We start from the raw sequence: 15,135 nt of genomic DNA on the forward strand, positions 1-15,135 counted from the left end.
TAAAATTATGAATTTTTTTAAGAAAAATGAGACTAAATATGCTGCATGGGAATAATCAACTTTTAGACGCCAGGGTAATAATGTGACTTCTTTTTCATCTTTTGACTCAGCCATTTATTTTCTCCTCTTTTGATTGGAATATTGCTACAAAAGCCACAGATGTTGACTCATTCAGCAAAAATGGACATAGAAGATTGCAATCTATATGTGCAAATTATACGTTTTTTTGTATCTTTATAGGAAAGATTGATTATTATTTACACATTATTTGCACTAGTTGGAATAAAATGAACATTAATGAGTTGACTCAAAGACTTTTTCTTAAAATCTTCGGGATCAATGGGTGTTATGTGCTTTGTAGCCTGGGTGCAGCGCAGCGGAACCCGGGAGATCATGTTCACTTAAAACCCGGGTTCCGCTGCGCTGCACCCAGGCTACGATTAATTTAGATTTTTATCTCTCAGCTTAATACGCTCTTCAGCCTTGGCAATTGCCTTACGAATCGCTTGTGCTTCTTCTGATTGCTCTGGTGCCAATTTTAATAAGCGTTGCCAATAATCTATTGCATCTTCATAGGCATGACTTACAAAAGCATCCATCGCAAGCATCGCGAGTGCATCAGCTTGGTTTGGATTATTTTTTAATAACCGACTCAATATCTCTGTGATCTGCTCAGTAAATTGCTGGTTATTCAATACCCACAAGCTATGTGCATAATTAACCGCATATTGTTCATCATTCGGATTAAACTGATAGGCTTTCTCAAAAGCATTCACTGCGTTTTGCTTTTCATTTTGGCTGCTGTACAAACGTCCTAAGAGGTACCAACCTTTAGCACTCTTGGGGCTATCATCCAATTTTGCTTTTAATTTATCAATTAACTCCTGAGGGCTTTTAACCGACTCCAGCATTTTTTTAGCTTGTTCTTGAGATTGCACGTGGTGAACATATTCTTGCCATCCGCCAAAACCACCCCAATAAAAATATCCCGCAAATGCCATCAAAAAAACAGTAGGAAACAATAACAAACTGGCAATAAAACGGCGTTTGAATGGGTAAACCATGAAGATGCAGGCTAAGCCAGCAAGCCCAAATAGTAATCCCAGTAACCACCATTCATTCATAAGAAACTTCCTTCTTTCGAGCAAAACAAGTCCGCCAGAAAATAACAAACCCCAATAATAAAAATAAAACAGGTCCAAACCACAACAAGAAAGTTACTGCCTTAACAGGAGGGTTAAACAGAATAAAATCACCATAGCGAGCAGTCAGATAATCACTGATTTCAGTATCACTTTTCCCTGCTTTAACCATTTGATAAACCTGGGCACGCAAGTCTTTAGCTAATTCGGCATTAGAATCAGCCAAATCTTGATTTTGACAAACCAAGCAACGTAAGTCTTTGAGTAGGTGATTAAACTGGGCTTCCTTTTGAGCGGAATCTAAAGGATAAGTACTGTTCGCCCAAGTGGCTGGGCTTAGAAAAATCAAAATCCCCAAAAATACGAAATATATTCGAGCCATTATGCTTGCTCCAACTGTTTCATTAAGGGTGAAATCTCTTTTAGCCATACTTCCTGCGTCATGATGCCTACATGTCGATAACGGATTATTCCTTTTTTATCAATTACAAACGTTTCTGGTGCTCCATAAACACCCAAATCGATAGCAACTTTCCCACCTCGATCTTCAATCACGAGTTTATAGGGATTTCCCCACTGCTCTAACCATCGGAGTGCATTGACCGATTGATCTTTATAATTTAACCCATAGATTGGCACGCCCTCGCGTGCTAATTGCAACATTAAGACCTGCTCATCAATACACGCAGCACACCAACTCGCCCAAACATTCAACAAAATAACCTGACCACGTAATTGCTTGGAACTAAAAGAAGAATTCGGATCATGCAACAGGGGTAAGCTAAATTGAGGTAAGGACTTACCCAGCTGTGCTGAAGGTAACTCATGCGGATTTAAAGACAAACCACGCCAAAGAAAAACGCAAAGCAGCAAAAAAAGAGTGATTGGCGCAGCCTTCCATCCTATTTTTCTCATGCCTGCAACTCCTGAGCACGCACTACTATGGTCCTTTTTTGATAATATCGTCTATCCGTTAGCGCAAAAAAACCTCCTGCTAAAATCATAAATCCGCCGCCCCAAATCCAACGGATTAAGGGTTTATAATATAATCTGACCGACCAAGAATCATTAGCTAATGGCTCACCCAAAGCAATATAAATATCTCTGAAAGGTGTTACATCAATTGCCGATTCAGTCATCGCCATTTGACCTATTGTATACAGTCTTTTTTCAGGATAAATCAGTTTCGCTTTTCCTTCATGACTTATTTTAAATTGTGCTCTTGTTCCTTTATAGTTCGGTCCAGATAAGGGCTCCTGATGCATAAATTCTATAGAGTAATCCAGCAAAGCCACTTTTTTTCCGGGTTCCATTTGCACATCATCTTGCACCCCATAAGCAGTAGAAACCGCAATACCAATTACCGTAGTTGCAACGCCCAAATGTGCCAGAATCATTCCCCAATAAGCTTGTCCTACTTGCGATAAACCCCGATCATAAATTCGTCTGTAGGCCGCTTTGACGGTACTTAAAATCACCCAGCAAGCTAAAATTAACCCCATAAAAGCTGAACCATTAAACTCTCTAGTCGTAGCAAGGAGCAAAACTAGAGGGATTAAGAAACTAAGTACAGCGAATTTCCAGAGTTTTCTTAATACACCACGCCAATGATCACTATTCCATCGGAGGTGAATACCGATTCCCATCAACAACAACATGGGAATCATCAAAGGAATGAATACCGAATTAAAATAAGGAGCTCCTACGGATAGCTTACCTAGGCCTAAACCTTCAACAAGTAATGGGTATACCGTTCCCATTAACACGGTGAGCATAATGACGACTAAAAAAACATTATTGAGTAATAAAGCACTTTCCCTAGAAAATGGACTAGGATTACTGCCTGAATGTAAAGTCTGTGCTCTAAAAAGAAATAATAATAATGAACCACCAATAACGAACAATAAAAATCCTAAAATATATAATCCACGCTGCGGATCTACAGCAAATGCATGAACTGAAGTTAAAACACCGGAACGTACAAGAAACGTACCAATTAAACTTAAAGAAAATGCCGCAATTGCAAGCAACATAGTCCAAGCCTTAAATTGTTGACGTTGTTCCGTCACAGCTAAAGAGTGCAATAACGCGGTTCCAACGAGCCAAGGCATAAAAGAAGCATTTTCTACTGGATCCCAAAACCACCACCCGCCCCAGCCTAACTCACGATAAGCCCACCAGCTTCCCAAAGTAATTCCAGCAGTTAAACAACACCAGGCAGCTAATGTCCAAGGTCTAGTCCATTTGGACCAACTGGCTTCTACCTTACCCGCCCAAAGTGCTGCAATGGCAAACGCAAAAGCAACAGAAAAACCAACATAGCCCATATACAACATGGGTGGATGGAATAAAAAGCCTGGATCTTGCAATAAAGGATTCAAATCACGTCCTTGAGTATCCAAAACTTGGAATTGACGCAAAAAAGGATTGGATGTAGTCAGCAAAAACAGGATAAATCCAATGCTTAACCAACCGAGAACAACTAAAACTCTTGTACGCATTTCCTTATCCAAACCCGAACTGCAAAAAGTCACAAGCAATGTCCAAAAGCTAAGGATAGCAACCCATAACAACATGGAGCCTTCATGTCCGCCCCAAACCGCACAGAGTTTGTAAAACCAAGGTAAGGAAATACTGGAGTTCCTCAGCACGTAAATTACTGAAAAATCATCCTTTAAAAAACAAAGAGTTAGAAAAAGATAGGACAAGGCAATAAAGAAAAACTGACAAACTACATAAGTACTAGCAGCATCCATCCAGTTTGTACGTTTTAATTGCAGTCCAATGAGTGGAATTAATGCAAGCATAATGGAGGAAAGCAAGGCCAAAATTAAAGAAAAAAGTCCTAATTCTGCAATCATGAGCGTACCTTTTTGGCTAAAGCGATTTTCACTTCCGGCGGCATATAATTCGCATCATGTTTCGCCAATACTTGTGAGGCGCGAAAATGTTGACTGTCAATCAGTTGTCCTTCAGCAACCACACCTTGCTCATCTCGAAATAGATCGGGAAGAATTCCGGTATAAACCACAGTTATAGTTTTATCAAAATCAGTTATCTTAAATTCTACATCCAAACCTGTTTTTGAACGGATAATGGATCCTTTCTCTACCATACCCCCTATCCGAATGTTATGCTTTTGTGGTGCTTCTCCTGTTACAACCTGGCTCGGAGTATAAAATAAGCTAATATTTTGTCTCAGTGCATATAAAACCAGCGCTGCAGCTATGGATAAAATAGAGAAAGTGAATACTAAGAGTGTTATCTTACGTCTGCGTGCTGGAGTCATTTTTTTATCGCTTAAACCATTGTTGTAATTTTTGGCGTGTCTGTTTCTCTTTCCATTTCATACCTAACATATTCATGACCAAAACAGCACAAACCAAACCATAAGCTGGCCAGACATACATGGAGTATCCTCCCATTGCCAACCACTCTAAAAATTGATTCATTTAAATTCCCCTTCAAATTGAATCTTAACCCAAGATTGTCTTTTTTCCCTAAGTAATAATTCTTGGCGTGCTTTCTCTAAAATAATCCACAAACAATATAAAAAAAATCCAACCAGAGTTAACAACAAAGGATACAACATGCTGCCATCGATCTTTGGCTTGGCAAAGACGGACAAAGTAGACCCTTGATGTAACGTATTCCACCAATACACTGAATAATGAATAATCGGTAAATCAATAACCCCAACTAAGGTTAAGATGGCAATGATTTTATCTCCATCTTCCTTGTTTTTTACGGCATAGTGTGTCGCTAGAATTGCGGCATAAAGCAATAAAAGGATTAATTCAGAAGTCAGGCGAGCATCCCAAACCCACCAAGCCCCCCACATGGGCTTACCCCAAATGCTCCCGGTTACTAGAGCAAGAAACGCCATGCTAAGGCCAATTTGAGCAACAATACTGATTAAAAGACCTGCTATTTTAATACGCCAGACCAAAAGCAATACCGCTAAAAAACCCATCCAGGCATAAAGCATCATCGACAAAAATGCACTGGGAACATGCACATAAATAATACGAAATGCCTCACCTTGCTGGTAATCGGGCGGAGTAAATGCCAACCCCCAAATTATACCAACAAATAATGCCACGAAAGCACCCACAGCCAAACTTGGAGTAAGGCGTCCGGCGAAGTTATAAAAAAACTTTGGTGATGCCAGCTGATATAATAATTTCCACATAGGAATAATTGAAATCAAAAAAAGCGGATTTTAACACGCATCCACCCATTCGCAAAATCCCATAAAATAAAAGTAGCCTGGGTGCAGCACAGCGGAACCCGGGATTTTATCGCATGGAGTTCCCGGGTTCCGCTGTGCTGCAGCCAGGCTACAATAAATTCATCTACTTTTATTATTTATTCGACGTGGCTGATGCGTATTATACCGGCGATTGCGTAAGGTAAAAATCCCATTGCAACGATTGACATTGCCAATAATAGGGCCAAATAAGCAGTAATTGGCAGACCTTGCATGGCAATAGTTACGGTTCCACTTCCAAAAATGAGTACAGGCATGGTTAAAGGCAACAAAATCAAAGCCATCAAAAGGCCTTTTTGATTGATTCCCACGCCAAATGCCGCAGCCAGAGCACAAAGAAATAATAAAGCAGGAGTACCACAAATAATGGTCAGTGCAAGCACTCCTGCTTCCCAAGCACTTAATGAAAAAAGTAAAGCAATTAGCGGACATAAAACGAGTAAAGGCAGTAAATTAAATAACCAATGAGCAATTACTTTTGCAGCAACAAGTAAAGGTAAAGACTGCCCCGAAACGATCCATTGTTCAATGACACCATGCTCATAATCTTGTTGAAATAAACGTTCTGCTGAAAGCAGCAAAGATAAAAGTATTGCCATCCAAACTAAGCCAGGAGCAATGGTCCTAAGCAATATTACTTCCGGTTTTACAGTCAAGGGAAACATAAAAAGAAAAATTAAAAAAAACAGGCATGAGTTCACCAAAAAACGAATTTGACGCATCTGAATGAGTAATTCACGCCTGCATTGTTTGGCAAAGATAGAAAAAGAGGAACTCACAAACAATACTCCTCATAATCAGAGGGATTGAGTGGTAATTGCTGGTGAGAAGTCAGTAAAACTGAGCCCCCATGTTTTCGATGAGTCGCTATTTTATCCATGACCTGTGTCATGGCATGGTCATCTAATGCCACTAAAGGTTCATCAAGAAGCCACAATTTAGAGCAAGAAAACCATAAACGTAACAATCCAGCTTGTCGGCGCTGCCCGGAAGATAATACACCACAAGGAACATCGAGATGATGTTCGAGCTTAAATATTGAAGCCAGTTCTTCTATTTTCTTCAATCGATCTTTTTTTGTACGTGAGGCTAATGAGAATGCACCTTGAAGATCAAAATAACAATTCTCTCTTAAGGTTAAATTAGGATTAATACCGGCTTTGTGTCCTACAAAACACAACTGACGTTGATAAGCGGAATAGTCTTTAGCTATATTTTGGCCAAAAAATTGCACTTCACCTTGATGCGGATGCAATAAACCAGCAATTAATTTCAACAAGGTTGTCTTGCCTGCACCATTTCTACCACGCAAATGAAGCAGCCCCCCTACAGGCAAATGAAAAGCTACCTTATTCAATAAAGGCTGATCCTGATAATCAAAATCAAGGTTAATCACATCAAGCATAGGTCAATGATATACTGTAGGTTGAAATTTAGGTAGCCTGTGTGAAGCACAGCGGAACCCGGGGATCTTGAGGTTGAAGTTTTCCCGGGTTCCGCTGTGCTTCACCCAGGCTACATTTTAATAAAATAGTACTCGAACTGGAAAACAAAACAAGTTTTATTTTATATGTTTATTTGCAAAGACTTTTCAAGCTCTAGATCTCTTCTCCGCTCCGCAACCATTTCTCTAAACGCTTTCACTGAGGAGGTATCGAGCTTAAAAAACCAGGTTACCAATCCTTGGCTTACAGCAAGTACTTTTTCGTATTCAGGTTTCGCTTTTAATTCATCTACTACTCGATCAAAATTTTCTGAAGTCGCGTTTTCAAGTCGCTTTTTAAAATCCAAAAGAATTTGGCTTTTTAAAAAATCCCCTTTCAAGCCTTTATATTTTGGATCTAATTCATCATTACTTTGAGCATTGAACAGATGGAATCTATTTTTTGATGAATCTTTTACTTCAGCTTCATAATGGGTGCCTCGTAGCGAGAGCTCTGGCTCATCAATCATCGAAACATGATCAATTATATCAGTACAAATAGCAATTCGCTCGTTAATAAGCGTTAGATCTTGTTCATTAGATATTTTAAATAGATTTGGACTCAACATACTGCCCAAATTTTTGGAAGGCATTCTAGTTGCTGTATTTTGTGCTACATGCCCAAGCATTTTAAATAATAAAAAAGAAATTACTAGATTACTTTTCGTCTGGTCGTTGACTTTCAATATATTCTTTATTTCTTCTAAATAGTTCTGATTCGATTTCTTTGCATTCTTTAATTTTTGGAATTGAGAAGAGCTAAAGAGAGGATTATCTCCGTCTTTCAAGGTACCTAAAACTCCCTTTAGGAGTTGAGCACACTCGGCCAGTGATATTTCAGTCTGATCATTTATCTTAGTCTTACCTTCCTCTATTTCTCCAATTAATTCTTTGCGTCTTGCATCTGAGTACGGGCATGTGCGAAAAATTCCTTCTTTTATATCAGTATTATTCGTATCCTTTAACTTCCCTTCTATTAGTTTAATTAGAGTCAGTGCCGCATCCTGTAAGTTCTTAATTTCATTTTGGCTTAATTTTTTAGATGTCATAAATATCCCCCTTCTTTACAACTTATTAAATCTACTAAATAGACCCTTGCTAAGTACCCTATTGATCGCCATAATTTGTTTTTATTTTTTTAAAGGTCAACAATGGAATTTCTAACTCAATATGGTCTATTCCTTTTAAAATCAATCACTGTAGTTATTGCCTGCCTGATTGTATTTGCCGGTTTTTTTTCTATGAGTCGCAAGCCGAAGCCTAAACTGGAGGTGATCTCTCTAAATGAGCATTATGATCATATCATATCCACAATGAATAAAAAAGTTCTTGGAGAAAAGCCACCTAAGAAAAAGAAAAATAAAGATAAAAAGCCAACCCTGTATGTTATTGATTTTCATGGTGACATTAGAGCCTCCCAGGTAGAACAACTCAGAGAGGAAATTACTGCAATTCTGTGTACTGCGAAACCTGAAGATGAAGTTTTAGTTCGTCTGGATAGCCCTGGTGGTATAGTCAACACTTATGGGCTAGCTGCCTCACAATTGCAACGCATTCGCGATAAAAATATTCCCTTAACAGTGAGCATCGATAAAATGGCTGCCAGTGGAGGTTATTTGATGGCTTGTGTCGCCAATCAAATTATTGCGGCCCCTTTTGCAATTATCGGCTCTATTGGTGTAGTAGCACAAATACCTAATTTCCATCGTTGGCTTAAAAAACACGATATTGATGTGGAATTGTTGACAGCTGGAGAATACAAGCGAACGTTAACCCTGTTTGGCGAGAACACTGAAAAAGGAAGGGAAAAAGCGCAGGATGATCTGGAAAAAATACATGCTGCTTTTAGAAATTATGTAGCGGGTAATCGAGAACAATTAGATATTGATGAGGTTTCTACAGGGGAACATTGGTTAGCCAAAGACGCTTTTGCTCTGAAACTTGTAGATAAGTTATGCACAAGCGATGACTATCTCATAGAAAAAATTGCTAACTATAAAGCATTCAAACTTAATGTTCCTCCCAAATCATCTCTGACTAATAAATTACTTAAGCCAGCGATGCGATTGATGCACCCATGGGGCTAAAGAAACAGTAAATCAATTTTGGCAGTTGAATCATCATAATGATTCCTAAAAAAGCTTTAATATTCAAAATGCTGGATGAACTGCCGAATTCGAGATAATAGTATATAATTAATTTAGATTATATTATGGAGTGAGCTATGAGTGACTTTAAATCAAAACTACCTGATCTCAAAGAGTTAGCTTCAATGACAGGTAAATTATATACTGACATCAAAAAGAGCGTGGGTGAAATCGTTCAAAACTATAAAGAAAATAGAGCACAACAAGAGGAAGAGGCCAAACAAGCTAAAGCAGAGCCTGTTACAGAAACCAAACCCCAAAAAACTGTTGAAGAAAATGCAACTGCTACAGAACCTACTCCTGCTGAAGAATCAAAACCTGATGACACGAAACAATAATAACTTCATCTAATTAGAAATGTAGCCTTGGTCCAGCGAGACTGAGCCCAGGAATGAAAGCGCGCTCCTGTCCAGAATCCTGGATTTCGCTTCGCTGGAGCCAGGCTACCATTTAAGTTAACCATTACGAAATATCTGCATAAAGTCGCGTTTTCAGACCCGCTCAGGACGGGTAAGTCCATATTTGCGCATTTTTTCAACTAAAGTCGTACGTCGCATATTCAAGTAACTTGCAGCATGAGCAACTACCCAATCTGCTTCATTTAAAGCTTGGCTAATCAGAGCTAACTCAGTTTTTACTAAATGTTCTTTTAAATCGATACCTTCAGTACTGGTAATCTGTTCTTGACTCATTACATCTAATAAAGCTTCCCGTTCAGGATTTGAAGTATCAGATTCAGTATATGAAGGTTTATATTCACCTCGTACCTTTTGTGGTAAATCGTCTTTGCCTAAAATTCCTTTGGGATACAAAATAGTTAAACGCTCTACTAAGTTAGCCAATTCTCTAATATTACCTGGCCAACTGTACTCGCTTAATGCAACCATCGCGTCTGACATTAAGCGCACACTAGGTCTGTTTTCACTTTCAATGCGTGAAATCAACTCATTAAATAACAATGGAATATCCTCTGATCGCTCTCTTAAAGGAGGCATTTCTATAGGGAATACATTAAGTCTATAAAATAAATCTTCTCGGAATTTCCCTTCTTTAATCGCCTCCTCTAAGTTTCTGTGAGTTGCGGCAATGATCCTAACATTAACATCGATACTTTTATTGGAACCCACTCGCTCAAAGCAACGTTCTTGCAATACCCGCAATAGTTTTACTTGCATAGGTAACGGCATATCACCTATCTCATCAAGAAATAAAGTGCCTCCATTGGCTAATTCAAATCGACCTTGTCGCGAAGTAATGGCGCCGGTAAACGCACCTTTTTCGTGACCAAACAATTCACTTTCAAGCAACTCTCCGGGAATCGCACCACAGTTAATTGGGATAAACGGCTTACAAGCTCTTGAAGATAGAGCATGGATGTTACGGGCAACCACTTCTTTACCTGTCCCCGATTCTCCTAGAACTAAAACACTGGCTTCAGTATCAGAGACTTGCTCTATTAGTCTGCGAACATTACGGATGCCAGCGCTATTACCTACAAGACTACGTAATAAAGGATTTTTTTGGTTACTGATAATAATGGAGTTGACTGCCTCTTTCGCAATTTGGCATTGATGCAAGGATTCCATAATTTGAGCATACGTAAATGGAAAAGGTTGGCAAGCAACCACATTACGCAAGAGGCATTGGGTATTATTTAATTTTTGCCCCACCACGATAATCGGCACTTTGACAAACTTGTTTACCAATAAATCCAGTTCATATATAGTTTCCTGAGTGAGCTCACTTGCACCAAGTAAAATCACATCTGGATTTATATCAGCAATTTGCCACTCGCTATACTTACTGACTTCAGTCGATTCACCGATAAATTCAAGTATCGTGCGTAACTTGTCACTACGACCCTCATTATTATCAATGATAAAAACCTTGTCATTAATACTCATAAACTTATCCTTAAGTTTTTTATGCTTGCACTATCATTTCTTTCTCCCCAAAAGCGAGGAAAGATTTTCAATAATTAACTATCGGTAACACACAATCAATTTAAAAGCATTGCACTGATTACCAAAACACAATTCTTGACTACCAATTGTTCTAGTCGCACTTACTTGGGTTTCTTTCACAAAATATTTGGCTTGTAAAAAACCCATACGACTGCAAAAAGAGTTAGCTGCTCGTGAGCCACAACCTTGTTTTTGGTCATAACACCAATCCACGCGATAATCATTAAAACGAGGAACTGCAAACTGTTTTTCCCGATAATGATAAGGTTTTGGAGGGGTATGCGATAAGCTCGTGGCACAAGCAATGGTCATAAACCCATTGCAACGCCAACCTTTGCAACTCTGGCCAGTTGATAAGTAATGTGTTAACCCTATATTGTAGGCGATTTCATTATCGCTGGAATAATCATAGCCCAGCATTTGGCAATAACGATCTGCTACAATTTTGCCGCACTCCTTGCCATCCACGGTACAATAATCGAGACGCTCCCCAAGAAAAGTAGGATGCCAAAAATTTCGAAAAGCCTTATTGTGCTTTCCGTTTGTATTTGAATGGCTCGAAAAAGAGCAAAATAAAAAAACTAAAAACATAAAGTAACGAAAATTGATCATTAAAACAATCCTTTAGCGATTATCAAATCATGTTAGCTTATGACGCCTACTGGTACAAGAGCTGCATGAGGGTAAATCACTATTGATTTATTAAATGTAGCACATTTCATTTCACTCATTTTTCAATAATGATTATTTTTGATAAAAATAGTTGATCTGATAAAATAATGGCCATGAAAGCTTTTTTGATATTTTTTTCAATACTCCTTGTGAACACCTGTATACAATAAGCAACAAGATAAGCGCCCCTCGCCACGTGGCCACTTCAGCAATTGAATCTACAAATCAGTGTCTGCAAAAAACATCCTTTACCAATTTTATTCGCTGTAATCTTGGACAGACCTATGCCATACCTACAGTATATCGCTTATCAAAAAGCGCTTCATTCTTGGGATTGCTTTCTTTTTTTCTATTTCTCCTATCCCTATGCGCCGGGTTTAGTGCGCGAATCTACAAACCGCTCGTTTTCCAATAAGTAATTTTGTTTCAAGTCATTCATGCCGATGATTTTTTCATTAGATGGAGTAAGTATTCAGTTGGAAGTTCTGGATAATCAAAGTCCTGAAAGTTTTGAACCAGGTGATCATGGCCTACATTTACTGTAGGTGATATAGAACCTTTGCACGTCATCCATTAACAAAAATAAATGTCGTAGCCTGGGTGAAGCGAAGCGGAACCAGGGTTCTGAACATGGTGAATCTCGTAACCCGGGTTCCGCTTCGCTGCGCCCAGGCTACATATTTTTTTCTCAGGTTTCGTTTGTTAGCTAAATAGGATTATCACTATCAATAAATAAGTGTTCTAACTCAAACTGAGAAGCTAAATGATTCCCTAAAGCCTGAATTCCATAACGTTCTGTTGCATGATGTCCACAAGAATAGTAATGAATGCCTAATTCTTTTGCTTGGTAATACGTTCGTTCTGATATCTCCCCACTTATATAAGCATCGACGCCTAAACGATATGCATCCTCAATAAAATCCTGCGCCCCCCCACTACACCAAGCAATGTGAGTAACCGGCTTCTCATTACCCGCAACAAACAAAGGATCACGTTGTAATTTTTTTGCCAAATACTCAGTAAATTCTGTCGGTTTCATGGTCTGAGTTAACTTTCCTGACCAGAGTAAATTGTCAGTATTCCCTGCGCGGTGCATATGTACCAAGTCCACGTCTAATAATTTAGCTAAGCACGCATTATTTCCAAGATCAGGATGACAATCCAAAGGAAGATGGTATGCAAATAAATTTAATTCATTGCATAATAATTTATAAATCCGTTGACGTTTCATCCCTATTATCATTGACGCCTCACCGCGCCAAAAGTAACCATGATGAACCAATAACGCATCGGCACGCCACGCAATTGCCTGAGAAATTGCATCCTCAGAAGCCGTCACGGCAGTGCAAATACGTATTATCTGTTCTTTGCCTTCAACCTGCATTCCGTTTGGAGCATAATCATTGTATCGGTCACATTCCAGTAATTGATGCAGGTATAATGATAGTTCTTCTTTAGTAATCACCGGTCAGAAACTCGCTTGATGTCAGCACCTAATAAAGATAATTTCTCTTCGATGCGTTCATAACCTCTATCTACGTGATAAATACGTTCAACGGAAGTTTCACCTTCTGCAACTAGCCCAGCTAAAATCAAACTGGCTGAAGCACGTAAATCAGTTGCCATCACGGGTGCACCAGTTAATTTTTCAACCCCATTAATTATTGCCGTGTTTCCATTGAGTTGAATCTGCGCTCCCATGCGTTGTAACTCCTGTACGTGCATAAAACGATTTTCAAATATCGTTTCAACTATAGTTGAAGAACCAACCGCTACGGAGTTCATGGCCATAAATTGAGCCTGCATGTCTGTTGCAAAAGCAGGATAAGGTGCAGTAGAAATATTTACTGCCTGAGGGCGTTGATTGTGCATATTAAGACTTACCCAATCCTCCCCTATGGTTAACTCGGCGCCTGCCTCCTCAAACTTGCACAGTTGTGATAATAACGTATCAGGGCGTACTCGTTTTACAGTAACATGACCTCGAGTTAGAGCGCCAGCCGCTAAATAAGTACCTGCCTCAATCCGGTCAGACATTACAGAATATGTGCCTCCTGAAAGGGACTCAACTCCTTCAACCTCAATTATTGAAGTTCCAGCCCCAGAAATTTTTGCACCCATTTGGATTAAAAAATTAGCCAAATCAACTACTTCAGGTTCACGTGCCGCATTTTTGATAATTGTTGTCCCTTCAGCGAGGGTTGCTGCCATGAGTACGTTTTCAGTTCCAGTCACAGTAACTGTATCAAACATTAAACGCTTACCTTGCAAACGACCACGTTTGCAACGAGCATTAATGTAACCATTTTTTACTGTAATATCAGCACCCATAGTTTTCAGCGCTTTTAAATGCAAATCAACAGGTCTTGTCCCAATAGCACAACCACCAGGTAAGGATACATCCGCCTTACCAAATCGAGCAAGCAAGGGGCCTAATACTAAAATTGAAGCACGCATTGTCTTAACTAAATCATAGGGAGCAACAAACTCATTTACTTGGCTGGCATCAACTTGGACATTCATTTTCTCATCAACGATTAAATGAGCACCTAATTGACCTAATAACTCCATCATCGTAGTGATGTCTTTGAGGTGAGGGACATTGGAGATGGTCACATGATCTCTTGCAAGCAAACTTGCTGCCATAATAGGTAAAGCCGCATTTTTTGCGCCTGAAATAACTACTTCCCCATTCAGTGCTTTACCACCATTGATTAATAATTTATCCATGTTGCTTTCCCCATTCTTCTTTGGTCCACGTCTTCATGCTAATCGCGTGTAGCTTGCCAGAAGTAATTAATTCTTTCAGCTGTGCATAGACCCACTGCTGTCTGGCTACTTTGGATTTATTTAAAAAGACGTCACTTACTACGGTTATCTGATATTGATAACCATCCCCCTCCACTTTGATGTAGGAAACATCATCGATGGCTTTAAATTTTTGTTCGATTTCTTCATTACTTATCATTAAAATTAGCTCACAAATTGAAATAAATACAACTTTTGGTAACAAATTTATCTAAGACAGAACACAAGTTTTCCTTAGTGCTCTATTGTCCTGAAATAAAAAAAGAAAACCCGGGTTTCGCTACGCTTCACCCAGGCTACAATTCATAATTCTCAAAAGTAACCACTCTCCAAAAACTGGGCTTTCCTCATTGAATTATCAGAAAATTATACGGCCTCCAAAATACCCTTTACACCACAAAATTCTGCTAAGGATTGGGTTTCAACAGGAATTCCAATAATTTCAAAAGTCTTGTTATTTTTTTTACATAATTTCCTAGCCTCGATAAGCAATGCCAAACCAGCACTATCACAATGCCTTACATCACTAAGATCCAAGCCAAATTTGCCACTTTTATCTTCCATCATAGCCTGATAAAGCTTTGCTCGTACGGCAACAACAGACTTAAATGAAAGATCCACACCAGGTTTAAAATAAACTGTACTCACA

General features: G+C 39.0%; 18 protein-coding genes. 2 read left to right on the forward strand and 16 right to left on the reverse strand.

What is annotated here, in order from left to right; translation table 11 throughout:
* Positions 1 to 440: 440 nt before the first annotated feature.
* The 10 genes from Lstg_RS01905 to Lstg_RS01950 form a co-directional block, all read right to left on the reverse strand.
* Entirely contained in the window at positions 441 to 1,124 is a 684-nt protein-coding gene (locus Lstg_RS01905) for a tetratricopeptide repeat protein (protein ID WP_058475983.1), read from the reverse strand.
* Positions 1,117 to 1,524 (reverse strand): cytochrome c-type biogenesis protein, encoded by a 408-nt coding sequence (locus Lstg_RS01910; RefSeq protein WP_058475984.1) that lies wholly within the window; start codon positions 1,522 to 1,524, stop codon positions 1,117 to 1,119. Before Lstg_RS01910 ends, Lstg_RS01905 begins: the two co-directional genes overlap by 8 nt.
* Entirely contained in the window at positions 1,524 to 2,057 is a 534-nt protein-coding gene (locus tag Lstg_RS01915) for a DsbE family thiol:disulfide interchange protein (RefSeq protein WP_058475985.1), read from the reverse strand. The genes Lstg_RS01910 and Lstg_RS01915 overlap by 1 nt, the downstream gene beginning before the upstream one ends.
* A complete protein-coding gene (locus Lstg_RS01920) occupies positions 2,054 to 4,003 on the reverse strand; it encodes a heme lyase CcmF/NrfE family subunit (protein WP_058475986.1) in 1,950 nt (649 codons plus the stop codon). The genes Lstg_RS01915 and Lstg_RS01920 overlap by 4 nt, the downstream gene beginning before the upstream one ends.
* Positions 4,000 to 4,431 (reverse strand): cytochrome c maturation protein CcmE, encoded by a 432-nt coding sequence (gene ccmE / locus Lstg_RS01925; protein ID WP_058475987.1) that lies wholly within the window; start codon positions 4,429 to 4,431, stop codon positions 4,000 to 4,002. The genes Lstg_RS01920 and ccmE overlap by 4 nt, the downstream gene beginning before the upstream one ends.
* A 4-nt stretch (positions 4,432 to 4,435) precedes the next feature.
* The gene (gene ccmD, locus Lstg_RS01930) at positions 4,436 to 4,594 is read right to left on the reverse strand and encodes a heme exporter protein CcmD (RefSeq protein WP_058475988.1); all 159 of its coding nucleotides are present in this window, start codon (positions 4,592 to 4,594) and stop codon (positions 4,436 to 4,438) included.
* On the reverse strand, positions 4,591 to 5,334 hold the full coding sequence (ccmC, locus tag Lstg_RS01935) for a heme ABC transporter permease CcmC (protein WP_058475989.1): 744 nt from the start codon (positions 5,332 to 5,334) through the stop codon (positions 4,591 to 4,593). Before ccmC ends, ccmD begins: the two co-directional genes overlap by 4 nt.
* A 176-nt stretch (positions 5,335 to 5,510) precedes the next feature.
* Positions 5,511 to 6,191, reverse strand: a complete 681-nt coding sequence (ccmB, locus tag Lstg_RS01940) for a heme exporter protein CcmB (RefSeq protein WP_058475990.1) — start codon at positions 6,189 to 6,191, stop codon at positions 5,511 to 5,513.
* On the reverse strand, positions 6,188 to 6,817 hold the full coding sequence (ccmA, locus tag Lstg_RS01945; protein ID WP_058475991.1) for a heme ABC exporter ATP-binding protein CcmA: 630 nt from the start codon (positions 6,815 to 6,817) through the stop codon (positions 6,188 to 6,190). The genes ccmB and ccmA overlap by 4 nt, the downstream gene beginning before the upstream one ends.
* Before the next feature lie 161 nt (positions 6,818 to 6,978).
* The gene (locus Lstg_RS01950) at positions 6,979 to 7,944 is read right to left on the reverse strand and encodes a RhoGAP domain-containing protein (protein WP_058475992.1); all 966 of its coding nucleotides are present in this window, start codon (positions 7,942 to 7,944) and stop codon (positions 6,979 to 6,981) included.
* Positions 7,945 to 8,046: 102 nt separating this feature from the next.
* Here Lstg_RS01950 and sohB point away from each other — a divergent pair, with 102 nt between their 5' ends.
* Both sohB and Lstg_RS01960 read left to right on the forward strand, forming a co-directional pair.
* Complete coding sequence (gene sohB / locus Lstg_RS01955) at positions 8,047 to 8,982, forward strand: protease SohB (protein ID WP_058475993.1); 936 nt, start codon at positions 8,047 to 8,049, stop codon at positions 8,980 to 8,982.
* Positions 8,983 to 9,119: 137 nt separating this feature from the next.
* Positions 9,120 to 9,380, forward strand: coding sequence for a hypothetical protein (locus tag Lstg_RS01960; RefSeq protein ID WP_058475994.1), 261 nt, complete (start codon positions 9,120 to 9,122; stop codon positions 9,378 to 9,380).
* A gap of 153 nt (positions 9,381 to 9,533) precedes the next feature.
* Here the strand turns inward: Lstg_RS01960 and Lstg_RS01965 are convergent, their stop codons facing one another.
* The 6 genes from Lstg_RS01965 to Lstg_RS01990 all read right to left on the reverse strand — a co-directional run bounded on the left by Lstg_RS01965 (position 9,534) and on the right by Lstg_RS01990 (position 15,134).
* The gene (locus Lstg_RS01965) at positions 9,534 to 10,946 is read right to left on the reverse strand and encodes a sigma-54 dependent transcriptional regulator (protein WP_058475995.1); all 1,413 of its coding nucleotides are present in this window, start codon (positions 10,944 to 10,946) and stop codon (positions 9,534 to 9,536) included.
* A 78-nt stretch (positions 10,947 to 11,024) separates the two neighbouring features.
* Entirely contained in the window at positions 11,025 to 11,618 is a 594-nt protein-coding gene (locus Lstg_RS01970) for a hypothetical protein (RefSeq protein ID WP_058475996.1), read from the reverse strand.
* Between the two features lie 766 nt (positions 11,619 to 12,384).
* Positions 12,385 to 13,143 (reverse strand): Nif3-like dinuclear metal center hexameric protein, encoded by a 759-nt coding sequence (locus Lstg_RS01975; RefSeq protein WP_058475997.1) that lies wholly within the window; start codon positions 13,141 to 13,143, stop codon positions 12,385 to 12,387.
* Positions 13,140 to 14,408, reverse strand: coding sequence for a UDP-N-acetylglucosamine 1-carboxyvinyltransferase (murA, locus tag Lstg_RS01980; protein WP_058475998.1), 1,269 nt, complete (start codon positions 14,406 to 14,408; stop codon positions 13,140 to 13,142). Before murA ends, Lstg_RS01975 begins: the two co-directional genes overlap by 4 nt.
* A complete protein-coding gene (locus tag Lstg_RS01985; RefSeq protein WP_028380130.1) occupies positions 14,401 to 14,646 on the reverse strand; it encodes a BolA family protein in 246 nt (81 codons plus the stop codon). The genes murA and Lstg_RS01985 overlap by 8 nt, the downstream gene beginning before the upstream one ends.
* A 206-nt stretch (positions 14,647 to 14,852) precedes the next feature.
* The gene (locus Lstg_RS01990; protein WP_058475999.1) at positions 14,853 to 15,134 is read right to left on the reverse strand and encodes an STAS domain-containing protein; all 282 of its coding nucleotides are present in this window, start codon (positions 15,132 to 15,134) and stop codon (positions 14,853 to 14,855) included.
* Position 15,135: the final 1 nt, after the last annotated feature.

Source organism: Legionella steigerwaltii, assembly GCF_001468065.1.
GTDB classification, from domain to species: domain Bacteria; phylum Pseudomonadota; class Gammaproteobacteria; order Legionellales; family Legionellaceae; genus Legionella; species Legionella steigerwaltii.